Source organism: Streptomyces avermitilis MA-4680 = NBRC 14893 (genome assembly GCF_000009765.2).
GTDB classification, from domain to species: Bacteria; Actinomycetota; Actinomycetes; order Streptomycetales; family Streptomycetaceae; genus Streptomyces; species Streptomyces avermitilis.
In genome coordinates this window covers 6,242,246-6,264,034 of sequence record NC_003155.5, presented here as the reverse complement: position 1 = coordinate 6,264,034, position 21,789 = coordinate 6,242,246, and the positions used below count along the sequence as shown (strand labels likewise).

The following is a 21,789-nucleotide window of genomic DNA, read 5'->3' as shown; positions in this document are numbered from 1 at the left end:
GCAACCCGCCAGGGGGCTGCGGCCGATCATGCTCTGACCTGCGTAAATGTCAGTTACTTCGTCGACTTGCCCACCTGGACCGTGATCGTCGAGCCATCCTTCGGCTCCTTCACAATCTTGATCTTGGTGTTGGTGTCAGTGACCTTGACGCTGCCGAACGGGTTCGCCGCGTCGTAGTACGAGCCCTTCCGGTCGTCGAAGGCCGGCACGCCCTTGTGCGACTTGATCTTCAGCGCGACGTCGGCGTTGTGGAGCGTGAACGCGTCGGTCTTGTACGTGCTGAAGGTCGAGTCGAAGGCCTGGATCTTGTTCCGCAGGACCGTGCCGTTGGCCCACTTCAGCGCCTTGGCGTGCGCGTCGACCGGCAGGATCAGACCCTGACCCGGGTGGACGCTGGTGTTGTCGTCCGCCTGCGAGGTGTCCCACAGCCAGACCAGCAGACCGTTCTGGTACGGGTAGTGCTCGACCCAGTCCGGACGCGTCGTCGAGAAGCCGAAGTTGTACGGGCCGACCTTGAGGGTCTTGTCGTACGAGACGTACTGGCGGTTCTCGGCGAGGTAGTACTGCGCGTAGTCCTTCGTGAAGGACGCGCCGATGCGGGAGAAGCCGGAGGCCGTCCACGCCGCGTCCGCGGTCTCCGCGTTGTCGGAGAAGAGAGCCGTGCCGTCGGCGGTCACGGAGATCTCGTCGGCGGCGAAGCCCTTCTGCGCCGCGCCGCCGTCCGTCTGGTAGCGGAAACGGACGTCGACCTTCTGGCCCGCGTAGGCGTCCAGCGAGTACGACAGCTTCTTGTACGCGTCGGTCGAACCGGTGAGGGCGGGCTTGTCGCTGCCGTCACGCGGGATGGCGGTGCCGTTCGCCGTGCCGTCGAGCGCGGTCCAGTTGGCGCCGCCGTCGGTGGACGCCTCGGCGTAGAGGTAGTCGTAGCCGCTCTCGATGTCCCACCAGCCGTCGAGGTCCAGCGTGGCCTTCGACTTGCCGGTCAGGTCGACCGAACGGGTCAGCGTGTTCTTGAGGTTGTTGCCGCTGCCGCTCCACCACTGGGTGGCGCCCTGCGCCGGGGCGACGACCTCGGTCTTGACCGCCTTGTCGGGCAGCGAGACCACCAGCGCCTGCTTGTTCCTGGTGTTGTACTCGGCGACACCCAGCTTGTGCGTCGACTTCGTCGCCGCCTTCGCCTTGGCGTAGTTCAGCCAGCCCAGCTGGAGCTTGTCCCAGGCGCCCATGTCACCGGGCAGGTCGCCGATGGCGTTCTTGCCGGTGCCGAGCCAGGAGCCGGCCGACATCAGCGTCCAGAAGCCGGTGCCGTTCTCGCCGCCACCGGAGGTGTCGTACTCGTCCGGCAGGCCCAGGTCGTGGCCGTACTCGTGGGCGTAGACGCCGAGTCCGCCGTTCTCCGGCTGGATGGTGTAGTCGCCGACCCAGATGCCGCTGTCGCCGATCTGCGTGCCACCGAGCTTGTTTCCGGCCGGGCCCGTGGCGCCCGCGTCGGTGCCGAACGCGTACCAGCGGTGGGCCCAGATCGCGTCCTCGCCCTGGGCGCCGCCGCCCGCGGACTCGTCCTCGCCGGCGTGCACGATCTGGAAGTGGTCGATGTAGCCGTCGGGCTCGTTGAAGTTGCCGTCGCCGTCGAAGTCGTAGCGGTCCCACTGGTCGTACTGCGCCAGGGTCGCCTTGATGGCCGCGTCGGACTTGCCGGCCGCCTTCTGGGCGGCGACCCAGGCGGTGACACCGTCGGCGACGGCGTTCCACGCGCAGGTGTCGCACTTGTTGGAGCCGTAACGGGCCTCGTTGTAGGGGACCTTGACCCAGTCGCTGACCTTGCCGTTGACCGAGTAGCGGCCCGAGGACTGCTTCTCGTAGTACTTCTTCAGCGACTCGGTCTTCTTGCCGGTGCCGAAGTAGAGGTCCTGGAAGTGCTTCTGGTTGTAGTCCGCCTGCCAGGCCGTGCTGTTGTCCTTCTTGCGGTCGGGCGCGGCGATCTTGTTGTGCAGCGGGCCGGCGGTGCCGCCGTACGTGCTGTCGATCTTGTCGCCGAACTCGACCAGGACGGTGAAGATCTGGTCCGTCTGCTCCCGGCCCAGCTCGACGTACTTGCTGTCGCCCTTCTTGCTCTTGAGCTTCACGACCTGCGAGCCGCCGCGGTTCTGCACCTTGGCGTCGCCGGATATGACCTGGTTCAGAGCCTCTTGGCGCTGGGCCGCCCGGGTCTTGCTCAGCGGGCCGTCGAGGTCGTGGTCGACCTTGGTCTTGGCCGGCTGCGGGTCGCGCCGGTCCACGCTGGTCGTGGCTTTGGCGTCGTCGGCCTGAGCCACGGCGAACGTCGAGAACGTGGCGGTGGCCGCCGCGAGTGCGACACCGATCGCGGTCGCTCTGAACGTCCAGGGTCTGCTGGTCACTTGAAATCCTCCCCCGCGTCCGTCCGCGCGGAAGGGGGGTCCAGTGTGATGGAAGGTCCGCGCGCGTCTACGCGTGTGTCAAGTGACGCCATTTGACCGGAGGTTTACAGGAAAAGACAGACCTTGACTTGGACAGATCAAATGCACTATGCGGAGCGCTCGTTCGCTATACGGACGGCATCCTGGTTCGCCAACCGGCGCGTCGGCGTGTCCAGTTGGTGGACCGCATGACTCCGTGCGCCCCCTATGCACCGGCACCGTGGGTTAGGTCACGCTTACTACTCGTTCCGATGGGGCATGCAGGCGAATAGAGTCGGTTGGCGGAGCGTCGGAATGTCGATGGATTGCCCAGTCGACACCGTTGTCTCCCCTTGATTTCCAGATTCCCGGCGCCATCCAAAACTTGTCCGCACCCTCCCCCATCGCGAGAGGCCCGGGGGGAGACCCCCACCCCGAGGAATGGCCATGCCTCGTCCGACCGCCGCACAGCTCGCCTACGGTTCCTGCACCGTGATCTTCTCCACCCTCGCCATGCTGCTGCTGTCACAGACGAGTTCGGGCCTGGGGATCGCCGTGATCGCCCTCGCCGCGCTCGCCCTCGGACTGCTCGTGGCCCTGACGGTTCCCGTACCGAAGCCGGCGCCCGCCGCCGTCGTCTCGCGGCCGGCCACACCGGAAGAACGTGTTCCGGTCCAGCGCGAGACAGCTTCCGTCGCCGCCGGGGCCGAGCCGACGGGTTCCTGAGGCCTGCCGGAAGGTTCCTGTTCCCGAGACCTGCGGGAAGGTTCCTGTTCCCGAGACCTTGGAAGGTTCCTGCTCCCGAGACCTGCCGGAAGGTTCCTGCACACGCACCGGCGGGCCCGTGTTCCCACGGACCCGCCGGTTTCCGCTGAGCTGTCCGCCGGCCGCCGCCGCGCTGCCGGTCAACCGGTGCTGACCACCACCGTCTTCGCCGCCTTGTCGTGCAGGCCCTGCTTGTAGGGCTTGTCGAAGAAGCTCCAACCACCCGCGATCGCGGTCCAGATGCAGGCGCAGCAGAACGCGAACGGGATCCACAGGACGGCCGCGCGGATCAGGGAGGTCTGCATGGAGGGCGTGGCGCCGTTGTCGAGATTGGCGACGCGCAGATTCAGCAGCTTCTTGCCGAGCGTCTGCCCCGACTTGGAGATCAGGAAGGTGTCGTACGCGATGTAGAGGACGGCGGCGATCACCTCCCGCCCGAACGCGCCGGCGGACGTCATCCTGTCCGCGTTCAGCGAGTACGGGCTGAAGCCGAACGCCCAGGACAGCAGCACCACCACGATGCCCACGAGGATCATGTCGATGATCCTGGCGAGCACCCGCTTGCCGCTGTCGGCGAGCGGGGGCATCCCCGAGAGGGGGTCGGCGCCGCCGTACGGGCCCCCGCCGTAGGGACCGCCCCCGCCGTAGGGATCGCCCCCGCCGTAGGGATCGCCGCCGTACGGCCCGCCCGCGGGGGGCTCGTTGCCGTACGGGGAGCCCCCGGGAGGCTGGTTGCCGTAGGGGTCGCCCCCGGGAGGCTGGTTGCCGTGCGGCCCGCCCCCGGGAGGCTCGTTGCCGTACGGGGAGCCGCCGCCCTCGGCGGGCGGGGGCTGATGCTTCCTGAACGGGTCGTCTTCCGGTCGGCCGGGGCCCGGGGGCGGCGGTTCGCTACTCATGGCCCGAGTCGACCGCGAACCCTCCGGCCGCGCATCCGGCGAGCCGCCGTACGGGGTACGGAATCGGGACGTACGGTTCACTGCTCCCGCCCGCCGCCCCGCCCCGCGGCTATCCCGCCACGAACGTATGGGCCGCCTTGTCGTGCCAGCACTGCCGCCAGGGGCGGTCGAACAGGCACCACAGGACGCCCACGACACCGATGCCGAGCAGTCCGGGAACGCTGTAGACGAGCCAGCGGCGCAGGGCCAGGCCGAAGGACGGCGGTTCGTGGCCCTCGATGTCCCGGACCTCCAGACCGCACAGCTTCTTGCCGAGCGTGCGGCCCCACTTGGCGGTGGGCAGCGCCTCGTAGAGGACGCCGAACAGGAGCAGCACGCCCAGCACGATGCCGAGGTAGACCGCGGTCGTGCCGTCGAGCAGCCAGACCGTGACGGTCTCGCCGGAGAGCTTGGCCGCGTCGACCTTGTCGTTGATGTGGTCGATCGCCTTGGTGCCGAGCGGTACCGCGGCCACGCCCGTGACCGTCGCCAGGACCAGGGTGTCCACCAGCCGTGCCGCCAGCCGCTTGCCGAGCCCGGCGGGCCGCGCCGCCGCGTGGGCGCGTGCGGCCGCCTGGAAGATGTCGTCGACCGGCGGCTTCCACGGGGCGACGGGCTGCTCGCCCTCGGGCCCCGCCAGTCGGTGCACCTGCTGCGCCCAGGAGGGCTGGCCGCCACCGTCGCCACTCGTCATGGGCGTCGCCGAGAAGGCCCCGCCGCCGGCCTGTGGCGGGACGGTGGGAGACGGCTGCGGGGAGAGGGAGCCGGCGGGTTGCTGGGAGTGGGAGCCGGCCTGCTGCGGCGGCAGCGCGGGCTGCGGCGCGGACGGCTGGGGGCCGCCCGGGCGCGGGGCCGAGGCGGCCCGCTGCGGGGGCGGTCCGGCCTGCTGCGGGCCTGCGGGCGGCGCCTCGGGGTCCAGGCCCAGGGCCTGCCGTGCCGCGGCCTGAGCGCTCGGCGGGGACGCGGCGAAGGGCTGTTCGGCGGCGGCCGGCGGCGTGCTCCCGTCCTGCTCCCCCGTGCGCGGGGACCGCGCGCGGAACGTCATGGTGCCCTCGGCGGGGCCGGTGCCCTGGTGGCCGGAGGTGTCACGCGGGCCCGCGTCACCGTCGCCGTGGCCGGGCCGCCGGAAGACCACCGTGCCGGCGGAGGCCGGCGGCTGCGCGGAACCGGAACCATCGGCTTCCGCGGGCGGAATCGTCGCCGTCCCGTCCGTACGTGCGGTGCCGTCCGGGTGTCCCGCCCGGCCGTCGGGGCGGGGCGCCGCGTCGGCCGGGTCCGCGGCCCGCGGGACGCGCGGGTCGGCGCCCTGCGGCGCGCCCCAGGAGACCCGGCGGTCCGGGTCGCCGCCGAAGCCGGTCTGCCGGGCGCGCTCGGCGCCCCAGGCGGAGGCGGGCTCGGGCCTGCTGCCGTGCTGGGCCTCGGCCGGGCTCACCCGCCGGGAGTCGGCGGCGGGCTCGGGGTCCTCGTCGAAGAAGTGCGGCCCGGTCTCCTCGACGGAGGCCGGGGCGTGCCGCGCGCCGGGCGGGGGCGCGAGCGGTTCGCCGTCCGACGGCGCCGGACGGCTCGAACCCGGCACCCAGGCGGTGCCGTTCCAGTAACGGACATATCCAGGAATGGACGGGTCCGGGTAATACCCTTCGCGGGGCCTGTCGTCACCGGGGGCCGGGGTTGGGGCGCTCATGTCCGTCGTCCCGTATCTGCTCGGGGGTCGTGTTGGGCATACACATCTATCAGACCCGCGCACAACCCCGGGCGGCTCCGGCCGCACGCCCCCCTTTCCGGGCGACACCGCACCCGTCCTTCACACGACCGGTACCGACTCGGAACCCATTCGGCCCCGACCCGGAACCCATCCGAAAGAAAGTTCTCCGAACCCGTGCGCTGGATCCGGGGGCTTTCGCACTCTCACCCGTACGGGGTCAGAACAGCTTGCCCGGGTTGAGGATGCCCAGCGGGTCGAACGTCGTCTTGATCGCCCGCTGCATCTCCACTCCCACCGGGCCGATCTCGCGGGCCAGCCACTCCTTCTTCAGGACGCCCACGCCGTGCTCCCCGGTGATCGTGCCGCCGAGCTCCAGGCCGAGGGCCATGATCTCGTCGAAGGACTCGCGGGCGCGCCGGGACTCCTCGGGGTCGGCGGCGTCGAAGCAGACGGTGGGGTGCGTGTTGCCGTCGCCCGCGTGGGCGCAGACCCCGATGGTCAGGGCGTACTTCTCGGCGATCCGCTCGACGCCCTCGAGCATGGCCCCGAGCCGCGAGCGTGGTACGCACACGTCGTCGATCATCGTCGTGCCCTTGACCGCTTCGAGTGCGGTGAGGGACAACCGCCGCGCCTGGAGCAGGAGTTCGGACTCGGCGGCGTCGTCGGCGGGGACGACCTGGGTGGCGCCCGCGGCCTCGCAGAGCGCGCCGACCGCGGCGAGGTCGGCGGCCGGGTCGAGGGTGTCGAAGGCGGCGAGCAGCAGCGCCTCGGTGGTCTCGGGGAGGCCCATGTGCGCCATGGCGTTGACGGCCTTCACTGTCGTACGGTCCATCAGTTCGAGGAGGGACGGTACGTGTCCGCCCGCCATGATCCGGCAGACCGCGTCGCAGGCGGCGGCGGTCGACGCGAACTCGGCGGCCAGCACCAGCTGCTGGGGCGGCTGCGGCCTCAGTGCCAGGGTGGCCCGTACGACGATGCCGAGGGAGCCCTCGGAGCCGACGAAGAGGCGGGTGAGGTCGTACCCGGCGACGCCCTTCGCGGTACGGCGGCCGGTGCTCATCAGCCGCCCGTCCGCCAGGACGACGTCCAGGCCGAGGACGTACTCGGCGGTCACCCCGTACTTCACGCAGCACAGGCCGCCGGAGGCCGTGCCGATGTTGCCGCCGATGGTGCACATCTCCCAGCTCGACGGGTCCGGCGGGTAGTACAGGCCGTGTTCGCCCACGGCGCGGGAGAGCGTCGCGTTGATCACGCCCGGTTCGACGACGGCGATCCGGTCGACGGGACTGATCTCGAGGATGTGGTCCATCTTGGTGAGGGACAGCACGATGCAGCCGTCCGAGGCGTTGGCGGCGCCCGACAGGCCGGTGCGGGCGCCTTGCGGGACGACCGGGACGCGCAGCTCGGTGGCGGTGCGCATGACGTGCTGGACCTGTTCCACCGTGCGGGGCAGGACCACGACGGCCGGGGTGCCCGCCGCGCAGAAGCTCGCCATGTCGTTCGCGTAGGAGGCCGTGACGTCCGGGTCGGTGAGGAGGGCCTCTGCGGGCAGACCGCTCAGCAGGCGGTCCACGAGGTTGCCGGTCGCTGGTGGATCTTCGTCGGGCGACGTTTCGCTACGGCTCATGATCACAGGTTCGCACCCGGGGCCATCGGTGTGAACCCCGTCCGCGGTGCTCTTCGTGTCCCGGGATGTGGTCTTCGTATTGACGCACAGTGAGCGGCATGGAGATCGAACAGCAACAGCCGTTGCCCTCCGAGCGGGGCCTGTCCCCTGTTGCCAGGCGTGCCCTGATCGGCGCGATCACCGGGTGTTTCGTCCTCGGCGGGGTGCTGATGCTGCTGCCGCCGGCCGGGCGGGAACCCGCGGCGCCGCCGGCGCCTGCGGCGGGCCCGATGGCGGGGCCGGTGGCGCAGGCGAAGGCGGCCGTGGGGGCCGGGGTGCCCGTCGCGCTGCCCGCGCTGGCGGCGCTCGTCACGGATCACGAGACACATCTGCGGGCCCATCCGCGGGACGCGCGGTCGTGGGCGGTGCTCGGGGCCGCGTACGTCGCGCAGGGGAAGGGGACGGCCGACGCCGCGTACTTCCCGAAGGCCGAGGAGGCGCTGCGTACGTCACTGAACGTGGCGCCGCGCCGGAACGCCGAGGCGCTGGGCGCTCTCGCCGCGCTGGCGAACGCGCGCGGGGACTACCGCGAGGCGAAGCAGTGGGGGGAGGCGGCGGTGAAGATGGCGCCGAAGCAGTGGCCGGCGTACGCGCAGCTGATCGACGCGTACGACGGCCTCGGCGACTACAAGGCCACGGGGAAGACGCTGGACAAGCTGCTCGGCCTGCGCGCGGGGCCGGCGGCGGCGGCGCGGGCCGCTCAGGTGTACCGGGCGCGGGGCTGGCGCGAGGACGCGGCGGCGGCGATCGCGGACGCGACGGCGCGGGCGGGCAGTCCGGCGGAGCAGGCCGTGTACTGGCAGCAGGCGGGCGAGCTGGCGTGGGAGCGCGGGGAGCCGGAGCAGGCGCTGCGGTACTTCGAGACGGCGTTGCGGACGGATCCCGACCGGCACGCGGCGCTGGCCGGGCAGGGGCGGGCGCTGGCCGCGCTGGGGCGGACGTCGGACGCGGTGAACGCGTACCGGGCCGCTCTCGCGAAGCAGCCGTTGGCCGCGTACGCGGTGGAGCTGGGCGAGCTGTACGAGTCGCAGGGGCTCGGGGGTGCGGCGCAGGTGCAGTACTACCTGGTGCGGGAGCGGGTGCGGCAGGACGCGGCGGGCGGCGTGAACAACCGCCTGGTGGTCGGGCAGTTCGAGGCCGACCACGGGGATGCGGAGGTGGCGGTACGGGAGTTGCGGGAGGAGTGGAAGCGGCAGCCGAGCATCCGGGTGGCGGACGCGCTGGGGTGGGCGCTGCACCGGGCGGGGCAGGACCAGGAGGCGCTCGGCTTCGCCACGAAGGCGATGGACAAGGAGCACGGGGGCGGGGTGCGCAGCGCCCTGTACGCGTACCACCGCGGCGAGATCGAACGGGCGCTCGACCAGCTGGCACCGGCGCGGCGCCATCTGGCCGAGGCGCTGCGGATCAACCCTCACTTCTCGCCCTGGTTCGCTCCGATGGCGAAGGAGACACTAGCCGAACTCGGGGAGCCGCCCGCGGAGGGGCTGCCGGGTGACGAGGAAGTGGAGGCCGCTGAGGCCGAGGCCGCCGAGGCCGCGGAGGCCGCGCAGACGCCGGAGGCCGCGGAGTCGGTGGATCCCGCGCAGACGGAGCAGGTGCCGCCCCCGGGCGCGTCGACGCCGGTTCCGCAGGAGCCGGAGGCCCGCTGAGCCCGGGGGCCGCCGACGGGCCGGCGGTGCCGAACCCGCGGCAGCCCCCTCGGTGCCGGCCGGAGTCAGACCGCGGCCGTGCCGATCAGGGCGTTGCGGGTGACCGGCGCCGCCAGCTCCTCCCGGGCGTCCCGGGCCGCGCCGCCTACAGGTTGCCCCGCTTCTCCTGCTCCCGCTCGATCGCCTCGAACAGGGCCTTGAAGTTGCCCTTGCCGAATCCCATCGAGCCGTGGCGTTCGATGATCTCGAAGAAGACCGTCGGGCGGTCCTGGACCGGCTTGGTGAAGATCTGGAGCAGATAGCCGTCCTCGTCGCGGTCCGCGAGGATCTTCAGCTCGCGCAGGGTGTCGACGGGGACGCGGGTGTCGCCCACCCACTCCCCGAGGGTGTCGTAGTACGAGTCGGGCGTGTCCAGGAACTGGACGCCGGCGGCGCGCATCGTGCGTACCGTCTCGACGATGTCACCCGTGTTCAGCGCGATGTGCTGGACGCCCGCGCCGCCGTAGAACTCCAGGTACTCGTCGATCTGGGACTTCTTCTTGGCGAGGGCGGGCTCGTTGATCGGGAACTTGACCTTGAGCGTGCCGTCGGCCACGACCTTCGACATCAGCGCCGAGTACTCGGTCGCGATGTCGTCGCCCACGAACTCCTTCATGTTCGTGAAGCCCATGACCTTGTTGTAGAAGCCGACCCATTCGTTCATCCGGCCGAGCTCGACGTTGCCGACGCAGTGGTCGATGGCCTGGAAGGTGCGGTGGGCGGGCGGTTCGACGATCGGGGCGGCGGCCACGTAGCCGGGGAGGTAGGGGCCGTCGTAGCCGGTCCGGTCGACGAGGGTGTGGCGGGTCTTGCCGTAGGTGGCGATCGCGGCGAGGACGACCGTGCCGTGCTCGTCCTTCAGCTCGTACGGCTCGGCGACCGAGCGGGCGCCGTGCTCGATCGCGTACGCGTGGGCGGCGCGGGCGTCCGGGACCTCGATGGCGAGGTCGACGACGCCGTCGCCGTGCTCGGCCACATGGTCGGCGAGGAAGTGGCCCCAGGGGGTGGCGGGCTTGATGACGGAGGTGAGGACGAAGCGTGCCGAGCCGTTGGTGAGGACGTACGAAGCGGTCTCGCGGCTGCCGTTCTCCGGTCCGGAGTACGCCACAAGCTGCATGCCGAAGGCGGTGGAGTAGTAGTGCGCGGCCTGCTTGGCGTTGCCTACGGCGAAGACGACCGCGTCCATTCCCTTCACCGGGAAGGGGTCGGCCTGCCGGGCGGTGTCGGGAGTGTGGTGTGTGGTCTGCGTCATGGCGGCAGGGTCGCTCCGTTCCGCAAGGTGCGCAATAGTTGGCTTGTCCGCTGGACAATGTGTTCAGTGCACCGCCCATGGCGTGGGGCTGCATGTACAGGATGACCACTGGAGGGGCTGCCGTGGCGATCGATCATCTGGACGGCCGGCTCCTGGTGCTGCTGGCGCGGGAGCCGCGCATCGGAGTGCTCGAGATGTCCCGGCGGCTCGGGGTCGCGCGCGGCACCGTGCAGGCGCGGCTCGACCGGCTTCAGTCGAATGGAGTCATCCGCGGCTTCGGACCGCAGGTGGACCCGGCGGCGCTCGGATATCCGGTGACGGCCTTCGCGACGCTCGAGATCCGGCAGGGGCAAGGGCCCGACGTACGGGCGCACTTGACGACCGTGCCGGAGGTGCTGGAGCTGCATACGACCACGGGCAGCGGCGACATGCTGTGCCGGCTGGTGGCCCGCTCGAACGCCGATCTCCAGCGTGTGATCGACCGGGTTGTCGGCTTTGATGGCATCGTCCGGGCCGCCACGGCGATCGTCATGGAGAACCCCGTTCCGCTGCGGATCATCCCGCTGGTGGAGCAGGCCGCGGAGGACCGCGACCGACGGGAGTGACCGAGCTTCTGGGGTGACAGCGTGTGAACTTCCTGGAGTACCTCGGCAGCCACCGCCAACAGTTGCTCACGGATGCCTACCAGCACGCCAGCGCCGTCTTCCAGTGCATGGTCGTCGCGACCGCCATCGGTGTGGTGGTCGGCGTCGTCACTTATCGCAGCGAATGGGCCGGAAACCTGGCGACCACGACCACGTCGACCATTCTGACCATGCCGTCGCTCGCCATGATCGGTCTGCTGATCCCGGTCGTGGGTCTCGGCGTCCCGCCGACCGTCATCGCGCTCACGCTGTACGGGCTGCTGCCGATCGTCCGCAACGCGATCGTGGGCCTGCGCGGGGTCGATCCGTCGCTGGTCGACGCGGCGACGGGCATCGGCATGTCCCGTGCCGCCCGGCTGCTGCGGGTCGAGCTGCCGCTCGCCTGGCCGCCGGTCCTCACCGGGATCCGGGTCTCCACGCAGATGCTGATGGGCATCGCCGCCATCGCCGCGTACGCCTCGGGACCCGGGCTCGGCAACGAGATCTTCCGCGGCCTCGCCTCCCTGGGCAGCAAGAACGCGCTCAACCAGGTGCTCGCCGGCACGATCGGGATCATCATCCTCGCACTGCTGTTCGATGCCGCGTACGTCCTCATCGGACGGCTGACCATCCCGAGGGGGATCCGTGCCTGACGTGTCCGGGACGTCCACCGAAACCCCTGCCGACGAGGGTCCGACCGCCGGCGCCCCGGCCACCGGGGCCCCGGCCCCGACCTCCGGCGCCACCATCGAGCTGGAGAACCTGACCAAGCGCTATCCGGGCAGCCACGAGCCCGCGGTGGACAGCGTCAACATGCACATCAAGGCCGGCGAGCTGGTCGTCTTCGTGGGCCCTTCGGGGTGCGGGAAGTCCACGACCCTCAAAATGATCAACCGGCTGATCGAACCGACCGGCGGCCGCATCCGCATCGGCGGCGAGGACGTCACCGACATGGACCCGGTGAAGCTGCGCCGCAAGATCGGGTACGCGATCCAGTCCTCCGGGCTGTTCCCGCACATGACGGTCGCCCAGAACATCGCGCTCGTTCCGAAGATGGCCGGCTGGCCGGGCTCGCGGATCAAGGCGCGGGTCGAGGAGATGCTGGACCTGGTCGGCCTCGACCCGGCGGAGTTCCACGGGCGCTATCCACGTCAGCTCTCCGGCGGCCAGCAGCAACGCGTGGGGGTGGCGCGGGCGCTCGCGGCCGATCCGCCGGTGCTGCTGATGGACGAGCCGTTCGGCGCGGTGGACCCGATCACCCGCGATCACCTCCAGGACGAGCTGATCCGCCTCCAGTACGAGCTGCACAAGACGATCGTCTTCGTCACCCACGACTTCGACGAGGCGATCAAACTGGGCGACCGGATCGCCGTCCTGCGCGAACGGTCGCACATCGCCCAGTTCGACACCCCGGAGGCGATCCTCACCAACCCCGCCGACGACTTCGTGTCCGGGTTCGTGGGTGCGGGCGCCGCGCTGAAGCGGCTGAACCTCACCCGCGTACGGGACGTGGAGATCCACGACTACCCGGCCGTGACCGTCGACGATCCGCTCCAGGAGATCTTCGGCAAGCTCCGGTCGTCCGGTACGAACGAGATCCTGCTGCTCGACCGGCGGCGCCGCCCGTACAAGTGGCTCAGGCGCGGTGACCTCATGCGCGCCAAAGGGTCGCTGGCCCGCGCGGGCACCCTGGTGTCCGACACGGTGACCAGGGACGCCACGCTGCGGGACGCCCTGGAGGCGGTGCTCACGGACAACGCGGGGCGGGTCGCGGTGACCGGGCGGCGCGGGGAGTACACGGGCGTGGTGGACATGGAGACGCTCATCAACTCCGTGCACGAGATGCTGGAGGCCGACCGGCTCGACGCGATGGAGCACCAGCACGAGCTGGAGGAGGCACGGGCCCAGCAGACGCACGCGGAGCAGGAGGGCGTCGACGCCGGGGAGGAGAAGGCGTGACGACTCCCCGGCTGGACGAGGACGGGACCGCGCGGCGGGAGGAGGACGGAGCCGAGGCCGCTCCGGCTCCCCCGGCAAAGCCCCGCACCGCTCGGCTCACCTGGCAGAAGCTCACCGTTCTGCCCACCGTCCTCACGGCCTTGCTGCTCGCCACCTGGGTGTGGTTCCAGCAGGCGCGCCTGGACCCGCTCTCCGAGAACGCGCTGTCGAACGGGCAGGTGTCGAAGGCCCTGTGGCAGCACATCCAGCTCACCGCGATCTCCACGTTCTTCGTGCTGATCATCGCGATCCCGCTGGGCATCCTGCTCACCCGCAGGGCCTTCCGCAAGGCGACCCCGATCGCGATGACCATCGCGAACATGGGGCAGGCGACCCCCGCCATCGGTCTGCTGGCGCTGCTGGTGATCTGGCTGGGCACCGGCCAGAAGGCGGCCCTGATCGGCATCATCATCTACGCGATCCTGCCGGTCCTGGCCAACACGATCGCCGGTCTGAAGGCGAACGATCCCACGGTCCTGGAGGCGGCGCGCGGCATCGGCATGTCCTCGCCGGGGGTGCTCACCCGGATCGAACTCCCGCTGGCCGTACCGCTGATCCTCGCGGGCGTACGCACCGCCCTCGTCCTGAACGTCGGCACGGCGACCCTCGCCACCTTCGGCGGAGGCGGCGGACTCGGGGTGCTGATCACCACCGGCATCACGAACCAGCGGATGCCGGTACTGGTCCTCGGGTCGATCCTCACGGTCTCGCTGGCCCTGCTGGTCGACTGGCTCGCCTCGCTGGCGGAAGTGCTGCTGCGGCCGCGCGGGCTGGAGGTGGAGACATGAGGCGCGGGTGTCTGCTGCTGGCCGGGGTTCTGGTGGCCGCCGCCGGCTGCGGGCTGACCAGCGGCTCCCCGATGGTCGACGACGTCAGGCCCGGCTCGATCGGCAAGGGCGAGCCATTGAAGGGCGCGCATCTCACGGTCACGTCGAAGGAGTTCACCGAGCAGCTGATTCTCGGCGCGATCATGGGCATCGCGTTCCAGGCGGCCGGCGCGGACGTCCTCGACCGCACCGGGATCCAGGGGTCCGTCGGCGCGCGCGAGGCGGTCAAGAACGGGGACGCGGACGGCATGTACGAGTACACGGGCACCGCCTGGATCACGTACCTGGGCAACAGCGAGCCCATCACCGACCCGCTGAAGCAGTGGCAGGCGGTGCGTGACGCGGACCTGAAGAACGGGGTGACCTGGCTGGCGCCGTCCACCCTCAACAATACGTACGCGCTCGCCATGAACCAGGCCAACTTCAAGAAGTACGGCACGAAGACGCTGTCCGACGTGGCGGCGCTCGCCAAGCGGGACCCGAAGGCCGTCACGCTGTGCGTGGAGAGCGAGTTCGCCAACCGCGCGGACGGACTGCCGGGCATGGAGAAGGCGTACGGCATGAAGCTGCCCGCGGCCGACATCACGCAGATGGACACCGGGATCATCTACACCCAGGTGGCGAAGGGGAGTTGCACGTACGGGGAGGTGTTCACCACCGACGGGCGCATCAAGTCGATGAACCTGGTGGTGATGCGGGACGACAAGAAGTTCTTCCCCAACTACAACGTGGCGCCCGAGATCAACACGAAGGCGCTGAAGAAGTATCCGGCGATCGCCGAGGTCCTCGACCCCGTCACGAGGAAACTCGACAACACGGTGGCCCAGGACCTGAACGCCAAGGTGGACGTGGACGGACAGGACCCGCACCAGGTGGCGTTGGACTGGATGAAGGAGGAGGGGTTCGTCAAGGGAGGGTGACTTGCAAAGAACCCGTTGCAACAGAGTCTTTGCAACGCTATCTTTGTACGCATGACGGAGGAGCAGGAACGGCCTCAGAAGCCGCAGCAGCAGTACCGCACCCTCGACGCCCGCTCACTGCGCGGCCTCGCCCACCCCCTGCGTATGCAGCTGCTGAGCGCGTTGCGGCAGCGAGGGCCGGCCACCGCGTCGCAGCTCGCCGAGCGCCTCGGCGAGTCCAGCGGGGCGACCAGCTATCACCTGCGACAGCTCGCCGCCCACGGCTTCGTCGTGGACGCCCCCGAGCACGGCAAGGGGCGGGAGCGCTGGTGGAAGGCGGCCGACGAGGGCCTGGACTTCGACGACGCGCTGCTCAAGGACCCCGACCCGGCCGTGCGCGGCGCCGCCGACGTGTTCCTGCATGAGGTCGCGACGACACACGCCAGGGAGCTGTCGACCTGGCTGGGCACCCGCAACGACTGGTCCCGGCAGTGGATCAGGGCCACCGACATGAGCGACATGACGCTACGGCTGACACCCGACCTCGCCCGCGAACTGATCCGCGAGATGCACGACCTGGTCGAGAGTTACCGCGCGCTGGCTCCCGCCGAGGGCACCCCCGACGCCGAGCAGGTGCGCATCCACACGCACGCCTTCCCCTTCACCACGAACTGAAAGGCACTCCGATGATCGACCCTGTCACGCACCTGGCCCTGCACCACACCCGCGCCGCCGAACTGCGGGCCGAGGCCGAAGCGCACCGGCTCGCCACCGAGGCCCATCAAGCCCGTCAGCCCCGGAATCTGCGCGCCCGACTCGGCTGGACCCTAGTCGAGGTCGGCCTGCGCATCGCCTCCGCACCCCGGATGACGGTGACACCGGCCCACTAGCAGGCGGGGACCGAGTCCTTCCCCTTCTCCAGGTTCGTCAGGGCGTCGACCGCGCCCTTCAGCGTGGTCACCGGAACCAGTCGCAGGCCCTTCGGCAGTTCCGACTTCGCGTCCGCGCACTCCGCCTTCGGCACCAGGAAGACCGTCGCCCCGTCACGCCGGGCGGCCTGGGTCTTCAGGGCGACCCCGCCGACCGCGCCGACCTTTCCGTTCGCGTCGATCGTGCCCGTACCCGCGATGGTGCGGCCGCCCGTGAGATCGCCGCCGCTGCCGTCGCCGTCCAGCTTGTCGATGATCCCGAGGGAGAACAGCAGTCCCGCGCTGGGGCCGCCGACGTCGGCCAGCTTGAGCGTGACCTTCACGTTCTTCTCGTTCAGGTAGGACAGCGCCGCCTGGGCGGCCGTGTCCTGCGACTGCTGCATCTCCGCCGCGTTGTGCTGCTCGATCTCCTTGACGCTGTTCCCGCTCGGGTAGACCGAGTCGCGCGGCATCACCGCCCGGTCCGTACGGAACCACCCGTCCAGCACATCGCCGAGAAACACGTCGGCGTCCGGGCCCGTCGCCTCGATCGTCGTCATCCGCAGCTGCCCGGTCGTCTTCCGGGTCGCCGCGCCGCTGATCGTGATCACCGCGTCGCCCTGGTTCTCTCCGAGGACGTTCGCCGTCATGCCGGGCTGCGCCACGGAGAACGGCAGCGGCGCGAACACCGCCGTGGCGAGCAGCGCCACGACGGGGACGGCGCAGACGGCGACGGCCTTGGGACGCGAGAGGCGAGAGAGGCGAGAGAGCACGGGATCAATCTAACGTCACCGCCCCGCGGCACCTCCGTACAGGTCGCGGCGGGCGCTCGTGAAGCGCCGCAGCGCGTCCGGCGGCGGCTCGGTGCCGATGCCCGGCGTACGCGGCACGGGCGGATGGCCGTCCTGAAGGACGAACGGTTCGGTGAGGTCCTCGGCGAAGTACCGGCTGCAGGCGGAGGTGTCCCCGGGCAGGGTGAAGCCGGGCAGGGCGGCGAGGGCGAGGTTCGGCGCCCGCCCGATGCCCAAGATCACGCCGCTCCTGAGCGACCGACTGCGCTCTTCTTCGGCGACCGTCAGCGCAGCGCCTCGGCCACTTCCCGGGCCGCGTCCACGACCCGCGGCCCCACCCTCTCCGGCACGGCGTCCACGAGCATGACGACGCCGACGCTGCCCTCGACCCCGGTCACACCGAGGAGCGGCGCCGCGGCACCGCTCGCCCCCGCCTCCAGTTCCCCGTGCGTCAGGGTGTATCCGGGCTCGGTGACCGGCGCCTGCCGGGCGGCGAGTATCGCCCGTCCGGCGGCCCCGCGGTCCAGCGGATGCCGGAACCCGGCGCGATACGCCACGTGGTAGTCCGTCCACGTCGGCTCGACCACGGCGACGGCAAGCGCCTCCGTCCCGTCCACGAGGGTGAGATGGGCCGTGGCCCCTATGTCTTCGGCCAGCGCACGCAGTGCGGGCAGTGCCGCCTCGCGCACCAGCGGATGCACCTGGCGGCCGAGCCGCAGCACTCCCAGCCCGACCCGGGCACGGCCGCCCAGATCACGGCGTACGAGAGCGTGCTGTTCCAGCGTGGCGAGCAACCGGTACACAACGGTCCGGTTCACGCCGAGTTTGTTGGAAAGCTCGGTGACGGTCAGCCCGTGATCCGTGTCGGCGAGCAACTTGAGGACCCTGAGGCCCCGGTCGAGCGTCTGGGAGGTCTCCGCGGTCACGACGCCCACTCCTTCGTGGTGAGGTCGGCAGGCCTCCTCGCGGCGGATGCATCGCCGAGTCCCGTCAGCGACGCGCTTCAGAGGCCGCCGATGGCTGGCGGCCCGGGTTCCTCCCGGGCTCAGTCGCTTCACGGCTGCGCTCCGCGGCGGCGCTGCCACGGGGCGTGTGCGTAGCGGGACAGTAGCGAGCCGGTTCGCTCAGCGGAAGGCTCCGTCCAGAATCCGGTCACCGACCGGTACGTACTACTTGTGTTTGCCCCGATACGCCCAGCGCTCACCACCCGGCGTACACCACTCTCACACACAGCGCACACGCGGGCGTCCGCTCTGCGGTACCTCATGGGGATCCTGGTCCTTCCGGACCGGACTACCCAGACCGGACTACCCGGACCGGACTCCCCGGACCGGTCACCGCATCCGGGGCCCAGGCAGGTCAGCGCATCCGGGTGGCCCACTCCTGCACCTTGGCGATCCGCTGCCGCAGCTGCCCCGCCGTCGCCTCCGCGCTCGGCGGGCCGCCGCACACGCGCCGCAGCTCGGTGTGGATCACTCCGTGCGGCTTGCCGCTCTGGTGCACGTACGCGCCCACCATCGTGTTGAGCTGCTTCCGGAGCTCCAGCAGCTCCTTGTGCGTGACGACGGGACGCCGTTCGGCGGGGAGTTCGACGAGGTCGGCCTCCTCGTCCGGCTTCTTGCGGCTGTGCGCGATCTGCCGGGCCTGCCGCTTCTGGAGCAGGAGTTGCACCTGGTCGGGCTCCAGCAGCCCCGGAATTCCCAGGTAGTCCTGCTCCTCCTCGCTCCCCGGGTGGGCCTGCATGCCGAATTCGGCACCGTCGTAGAGGACCCGGTCGAAGACGGCCTCGGACTCCAGCGCCTCGAAGGAGAACTGTTCCTGCTCCCCGGTGTCCTCGTCCTCCTCCCGGTTCGCCTCCTCCATCTCCTTCTCGGACTCGGCGTACGGGTCCTCCTCGCCCTCCTTCTTGGGCTTGTCGAGGGCGTGGTCGCGCTCGACCTCCATCTCGTTGGCGAAGGTGAGGAGGTCGGGGACGGTGGGGAGGAAGACGGAGGCGGTCTCGCCGCGGCGCCGGGACCGTACGAAACGGCCGACGGCCTGCGCGAAGAAGAGGGGGGTGGAGATGGTGGTGGCGTACACCCCGACGGCGAGCCGGGGCACGTCGACGCCCTCGGACACCATGCGGACGGCGACCATCCAGCGGTCGTCGCTGTGGCTGAACTCGTCGATGCGGCTCGAGGCGCCGGTGTCGTCGGACAGGACGAGGGTCGCCTTGGTCCCGGTGATCTCGCGGATCAGCTTGGCGTAGGCGCGGGCCGATTCCTGGTCGGAGGCGATGACGAGGGCGCCGGCGTCCGGGATGGCCTTGCGGACCTCGGTGAGCCGGCGGTCGGCGGCGCGCAGCACGCTGGGCATCCACTCGCCGCGCGGATCCAGTGCCGTACGCCAGGCCTGGCTGATCGCGTCCTTGGTCATGGGCTCGCCGAGCCGGGCGGCGATCTCGTCGCCGGCCTTGGTGCGCCACCGCATGTTGCCGCTGTAGCTCAGGAAGATGACGGGCCGCACGACCCCGTCGCCGAGGGCGGACCCGTATCCGTACGTGTAGTCGGCGGCGGACCGCCGGATCCCGTCGTTCCCCTCTTCATATGTGACGAAGGGGATGGGGTTGGTGTCGGACCGGAAGGGCGTACCGGTGAGGGCGAGCCGGCGGGTGGCCGGTTCGAAGGCCTCCAGGCAGGCCTCGCCCCACGACTTGGAGTCACCGGCGTGGTGGATCTCGTCGAGGATGACGAGGGTCTTGCGCTGCTCGGCCCGGTTCCGGTGCAGCATCGGGCGCACCCCGACACCGGCGTACGTGATGGCGACGCCGTCGTACTCCTTGCTGAGCGGTCCCGCGCTGTACTCGGGATCGAGTTTGATCCCGACCCGTGCGGCGGCCTCCGCCCACTGCTTCTTCAGATGCTCGGTCGGCGCGACCACGGTCACCTGCTGCACGACGTGGTGGTGCAGCAGCCAGGAAGCGAGCGTCAGCGCGAAGGTCGTCTTGCCGGCGCCGGGCGTGGCGACGGCGAGGAAGTCACGCGGCTGCTCCTGGAGGTACCTCTCCATCGCCCCTTGCTGCCAGGCACGCAGCTTGCTGGCGGTACCCCAGGGGGCACGGCCGGGGAAGGCGGGAGAGAGGTGGTGCGAGGAGGCGCTGGCGGCGGTGGTAGTCACGGTCTCCGTAGAAAAGGGGTCGAATCGAAGGGGCCGCGCGCGGCGCGTCGGGCAAGGCGGTGGGGGGACGGGCGGGCGGCTCGGCGAGGGGGGTCAGGCGGCTCGGCTACGTATGACAACCGGGCCACCCTACCGGCGACCCGGTTGTCCCAACGTGCGTAAGACGCCGGGTCACCCGTCGATGGGACCCAGCTCACAGCACGCTCCGCAGCCCCGCGATCACCCCGGTGCCGGCCTCCGCGCCGGAGGCCACGCCGATGACCAGCGGGTACGTGGTGACCTGGGCGGCGCGGGCCGGATCGGCGAGGCGGATCACCGCTCCCGCAGCCGTGTCGTCACCCACGCCCCCACCAGCGCCACCGCCGCCATCGGCAGGAACACGGCGGCGAAGGCGGCGGGATGGGAGCCGGACGCCGCCGTGGCGGCATCGGTGACGGTACCGCCGCCCAGCGCCGCGAAGGCGGCACCGCCCGCGGACAGCAGGAGCACGTTGGACAGGCCGTCGGAGATCTGTAGCGCGGCGGAGTTGGCGCCGGCCTCCTCGGGGGCGGAGAGGTGGAGCAGGAGGACGCTGCTGGAGGAGATGACCAGCCCCATGCCGAAGCAGCCGAACGCCCAGGCGACGGCGACCGTCCACACCGGCACCGCGTCGATCAGCACGCTGGGCGCGGCGGCGATGGCGGCGGCGACCAGCACCATCCCGAGCGTCATCAGCCGGTCCCGGTACGGCTCCACGCGCGCCCGCGCCTGCACGAAGGAGCCGAGCGCCCACGTGCCGCCGCCCGCCGCGAGCGAGAACCCGGCGAGCGTCGGCGACAGCCCGCGCTGGGTGACCAGCATCAGCGGCACGAAGGACTCGGCGGCGACGAAGGACCCCGCCGCGACCCCGCGCAGCAGCACGACGGACGGCAGCCCGCGCGCCGCCCGGTAGGTGCCGCGGGGCAGCAGGCCGAGGGCGGCCGGAACGAGCAGCGCGGCGCCCGCGACGGCCGGGACGAGTGACAGCGCGCGCAGGTCCTGGGCGGCGTACTGAAGGAGTGCGGCGCCCAGCGAGATACCGAGGGCGAGGCGGATGCGGTGGGCGTCGAAGGGTGCCGCCACGCCGGCGGCCGGACGGCCCGCCCGCCGCCGTATCCGGGGCAGCGCGAGCGCGAGCGGAAAGACGACGAGCACCGGGATGCCGACGAACACCCACCGCCAGCCCAGGTGTTCGGTCACCGCGCCCGACGCCAGCGGGCCCACGATCGACGGGATCACCCAGCACGCCGCGAACGCCGCCATGATCGCCGGCCGCAGCCGCCCCGGATAGGCCCGCCCGACGACCACGTACAGCGCGACGATCACCAGGCCGCCGCCGAGCCCCTGCACGGCCCGCCCCAGGACGAACAGCCACATCGTCCCGGCGGTCCCGGACAGCAGCAGCCCGGCGGCGAAGGCGGCGATGCCGGCGGTCAGCGAGCCGAGCGGACCGCCCCGGTCGGACCACTGCCCGGCGAGCACCATCCCGAAGAGGCTCGTGGTGAAGTACCCGGAGAAGGCGAAGGCGTACAGCGAGACCCCGTCCAGCTCACGCGCCGCGACCGGCATCGCCGTCCCGACCGCCGTCGCCTCGAAGGCGATGAGCAGCACGACGGAGACGATCCCGATGCTCAGCGCCCGGTACGACCGCCCCAGCACACCTTCTCCGTCGGGCGCGGGCGGGACGGCGGAGGCGTCTGCGGCGGAGGTGTCTGCGACGGCGGCGTCGCGGGGTTCCAGGGCACTCATGCAGGTCAGAGTAAGGGCCGTAGACCCGATTGACCCCTGTCGGGAGATGGTGACCGGCTAGGACCTTGGTCGTACGACCATCGCTCAGCAAAGGCCGCGAATCCACCCCTAGACGAACGCCGCACGGCCGTCGCCTCACGAACGCCGTACGACCGTCGCTTCATGAACGGCGCACGACCGTCGTTCATGAACGGCGTATGGCAGTCCTGTTGCAGGGCCCCCGCGCCTCTTGAGCCCCACGGCCCGCCCGCCCTACGGTCGACCCATCAGGTTCGGAACGAGTGAGCCGTGCCGCACCTGAGAACGGCCGTGTGCCCGAGTGGCTTAGGGACTCGCCTGCAAAGCGAGGTACGTGGGTTCAATTCCCGCCACGGCCTCCCTACCGCGTCGCGGCC

Annotated in this window: 19 protein-coding genes, 1 tRNA gene and 1 pseudogene; 10 read left to right on the top strand and 11 right to left on the bottom strand. The window is 70.9% G+C overall.

Annotation, left to right across the window (positions count from 1 at the left end):
- Positions 1-53: 53 nt before the first annotated feature.
- Positions 54-2,399, bottom strand: coding sequence for an immune inhibitor A domain-containing protein (locus SAVERM_RS26605; RefSeq protein ID WP_010986559.1), 2,346 nt, complete (start codon positions 2,397-2,399; stop codon positions 54-56).
- Between the two features lie 465 nt (positions 2,400-2,864).
- On the opposite strand from SAVERM_RS26605, the gene SAVERM_RS26600 reads away from it, so the two are divergent.
- Positions 2,865-3,143, top strand: a complete 279-nt coding sequence (locus tag SAVERM_RS26600) for a hypothetical protein (protein ID WP_037649886.1) — start codon at positions 2,865-2,867, stop codon at positions 3,141-3,143.
- 179 nt (positions 3,144-3,322) lie between these two features.
- Here the strand turns inward: SAVERM_RS26600 and SAVERM_RS26595 are convergent, their stop codons facing one another.
- From SAVERM_RS26595 to SAVERM_RS26585, 3 genes are all read right to left on the bottom strand, one after another.
- Positions 3,323-4,078, bottom strand: a complete 756-nt coding sequence (locus SAVERM_RS26595; RefSeq protein WP_037649888.1) for an RDD family protein — start codon at positions 4,076-4,078, stop codon at positions 3,323-3,325.
- Between the two features lie 109 nt (positions 4,079-4,187).
- Positions 4,188-5,798 carry an RDD family protein gene (locus SAVERM_RS26590; protein WP_010986556.1) on the bottom strand — a complete coding sequence of 537 codons (1,611 nt, stop codon included), beginning with the start codon at positions 5,796-5,798 and terminating at the stop codon, positions 4,188-4,190.
- A 238-nt stretch (positions 5,799-6,036) separates the two neighbouring features.
- Positions 6,037-7,452: an FAD-binding oxidoreductase gene (locus tag SAVERM_RS26585; RefSeq protein WP_010986555.1), complete on the bottom strand. Its 1,416-nt coding sequence runs from the start codon at positions 7,450-7,452 to the stop codon at positions 6,037-6,039.
- 92 nt (positions 7,453-7,544) lie between these two features.
- Here SAVERM_RS26585 and SAVERM_RS26580 point away from each other — a divergent pair, with 92 nt between their 5' ends.
- Positions 7,545-9,134 carry a tetratricopeptide repeat protein gene (locus tag SAVERM_RS26580; RefSeq protein ID WP_010986554.1) on the top strand — a complete coding sequence of 530 codons (1,590 nt, stop codon included), beginning with the start codon at positions 7,545-7,547 and terminating at the stop codon, positions 9,132-9,134.
- 145 nt (positions 9,135-9,279) lie between these two features.
- Here SAVERM_RS26580 and hppD read toward each other — a convergent pair whose 3' ends face one another.
- The gene (gene hppD, locus SAVERM_RS26575) at positions 9,280-10,425 is read right to left on the bottom strand and encodes a 4-hydroxyphenylpyruvate dioxygenase (protein ID WP_010986553.1); all 1,146 of its coding nucleotides are present in this window, start codon (positions 10,423-10,425) and stop codon (positions 9,280-9,282) included.
- Between the two features lie 122 nt (positions 10,426-10,547).
- On the opposite strand from hppD, the gene SAVERM_RS26570 reads away from it, so the two are divergent.
- The 7 genes from SAVERM_RS26570 to SAVERM_RS26540 are packed head-to-tail and all read left to right on the top strand — an operon-like array spanning position 10,548 to position 15,662.
- Complete coding sequence (locus SAVERM_RS26570) at positions 10,548-11,030, top strand: Lrp/AsnC family transcriptional regulator (protein WP_037649890.1); 483 nt, start codon at positions 10,548-10,550, stop codon at positions 11,028-11,030.
- A gap of 23 nt (positions 11,031-11,053) precedes the next feature.
- Positions 11,054-11,701 carry an ABC transporter permease gene (locus SAVERM_RS26565; protein WP_010986551.1) on the top strand — a complete coding sequence of 216 codons (648 nt, stop codon included), beginning with the start codon at positions 11,054-11,056 and terminating at the stop codon, positions 11,699-11,701.
- Entirely contained in the window at positions 11,694-13,007 is a 1,314-nt protein-coding gene (locus SAVERM_RS26560) for a betaine/proline/choline family ABC transporter ATP-binding protein (RefSeq protein ID WP_010986550.1), read from the top strand. Before SAVERM_RS26565 ends, SAVERM_RS26560 begins: the two co-directional genes overlap by 8 nt.
- A complete protein-coding gene (locus SAVERM_RS26555; protein ID WP_010986549.1) occupies positions 13,004-13,834 on the top strand; it encodes an ABC transporter permease in 831 nt (276 codons plus the stop codon). Before SAVERM_RS26560 ends, SAVERM_RS26555 begins: the two co-directional genes overlap by 4 nt.
- Positions 13,831-14,793 carry a glycine betaine ABC transporter substrate-binding protein gene (locus SAVERM_RS26550; RefSeq protein ID WP_010986548.1) on the top strand — a complete coding sequence of 321 codons (963 nt, stop codon included), beginning with the start codon at positions 13,831-13,833 and terminating at the stop codon, positions 14,791-14,793. Before SAVERM_RS26555 ends, SAVERM_RS26550 begins: the two co-directional genes overlap by 4 nt.
- A gap of 51 nt (positions 14,794-14,844) precedes the next feature.
- On the top strand, positions 14,845-15,447 hold the full coding sequence (locus SAVERM_RS26545) for an ArsR/SmtB family transcription factor (RefSeq protein ID WP_037649891.1): 603 nt from the start codon (positions 14,845-14,847) through the stop codon (positions 15,445-15,447).
- A 14-nt stretch (positions 15,448-15,461) separates the two neighbouring features.
- Entirely contained in the window at positions 15,462-15,662 is a 201-nt protein-coding gene (locus SAVERM_RS26540; RefSeq protein ID WP_037649958.1) for a hypothetical protein, read from the top strand.
- Here the strand turns inward: SAVERM_RS26540 and SAVERM_RS26535 are convergent.
- The 6 genes and pseudogenes from SAVERM_RS26535 to SAVERM_RS26515 all read right to left on the bottom strand — a co-directional run bounded on the left by SAVERM_RS26535 (position 15,659) and on the right by SAVERM_RS26515 (position 21,394).
- Positions 15,659-16,453: a S16 family serine protease gene (locus SAVERM_RS26535; protein WP_010986546.1), complete on the bottom strand. Its 795-nt coding sequence runs from the start codon at positions 16,451-16,453 to the stop codon at positions 15,659-15,661. The two genes, SAVERM_RS26540 and SAVERM_RS26535, sit on opposite strands and share 4 nt — an antisense overlap.
- Positions 16,454-16,468: 15 nt before the next feature.
- A pseudogene (locus SAVERM_RS26530) lies at positions 16,469-16,705 on the bottom strand (o-succinylbenzoate synthase); the annotation flags it as partial.
- Between the two features lie 50 nt (positions 16,706-16,755).
- A complete protein-coding gene (locus SAVERM_RS26525; RefSeq protein ID WP_010986545.1) occupies positions 16,756-17,397 on the bottom strand; it encodes an IclR family transcriptional regulator in 642 nt (213 codons plus the stop codon).
- Positions 17,398-17,830: 433 nt separating this feature from the next.
- Positions 17,831-19,627 carry a DEAD/DEAH box helicase gene (locus SAVERM_RS26520; protein ID WP_010986544.1) on the bottom strand — a complete coding sequence of 599 codons (1,797 nt, stop codon included), beginning with the start codon at positions 19,625-19,627 and terminating at the stop codon, positions 17,831-17,833.
- Between the two features lie 193 nt (positions 19,628-19,820).
- Positions 19,821-19,970, bottom strand: a complete 150-nt coding sequence (locus SAVERM_RS42810) for a hypothetical protein (protein ID WP_154696736.1) — start codon at positions 19,968-19,970, stop codon at positions 19,821-19,823.
- Positions 19,940-21,394, bottom strand: a complete 1,455-nt coding sequence (locus SAVERM_RS26515; RefSeq protein ID WP_010986543.1) for an MFS transporter — start codon at positions 21,392-21,394, stop codon at positions 19,940-19,942. The genes SAVERM_RS42810 and SAVERM_RS26515 overlap by 31 nt, the downstream gene beginning before the upstream one ends.
- A 305-nt stretch (positions 21,395-21,699) precedes the next feature.
- Here SAVERM_RS26515 and SAVERM_RS26510 point away from each other — a divergent pair.
- Positions 21,700-21,771 (top strand) — tRNA-Cys (locus SAVERM_RS26510).
- Positions 21,772-21,789 lie beyond the last annotated feature (18 nt).

Excerpts from the sequence above, each read along its gene's own strand:
- SAVERM_RS26545 (WP_037649891.1), top strand. The coding sequence starts at position 14,845 with ATGACGGAGGAGCAGGAACGGCCTCAGAAGCCGCAGCAGCAGTACCGC.
- SAVERM_RS26590 (WP_010986556.1), bottom strand. The coding sequence starts at position 5,798 with ATGAGCGCCCCAACCCCGGCCCCCGGTGACGACAGGCCCCGCGAAGGG.
- SAVERM_RS26580 (WP_010986554.1), top strand. The coding sequence starts at position 7,545 with ATGGAGATCGAACAGCAACAGCCGTTGCCCTCCGAGCGGGGCCTGTCC.
- SAVERM_RS26595 (WP_037649888.1), bottom strand. The coding sequence starts at position 4,078 with ATGAGTAGCGAACCGCCGCCCCCGGGCCCCGGCCGACCGGAAGACGAC.
- hppD (WP_010986553.1), bottom strand. The coding sequence starts at position 10,425 with ATGACGCAGACCACACACCACACTCCCGACACCGCCCGGCAGGCCGAC.
- SAVERM_RS26600 (WP_037649886.1), top strand. The coding sequence starts at position 2,865 with ATGCCTCGTCCGACCGCCGCACAGCTCGCCTACGGTTCCTGCACCGTG.
- SAVERM_RS26550 (WP_010986548.1), top strand. The coding sequence starts at position 13,831 with ATGAGGCGCGGGTGTCTGCTGCTGGCCGGGGTTCTGGTGGCCGCCGCC.
- SAVERM_RS26515 (WP_010986543.1), bottom strand. The coding sequence starts at position 21,394 with ATGAGTGCCCTGGAACCCCGCGACGCCGCCGTCGCAGACACCTCCGCC.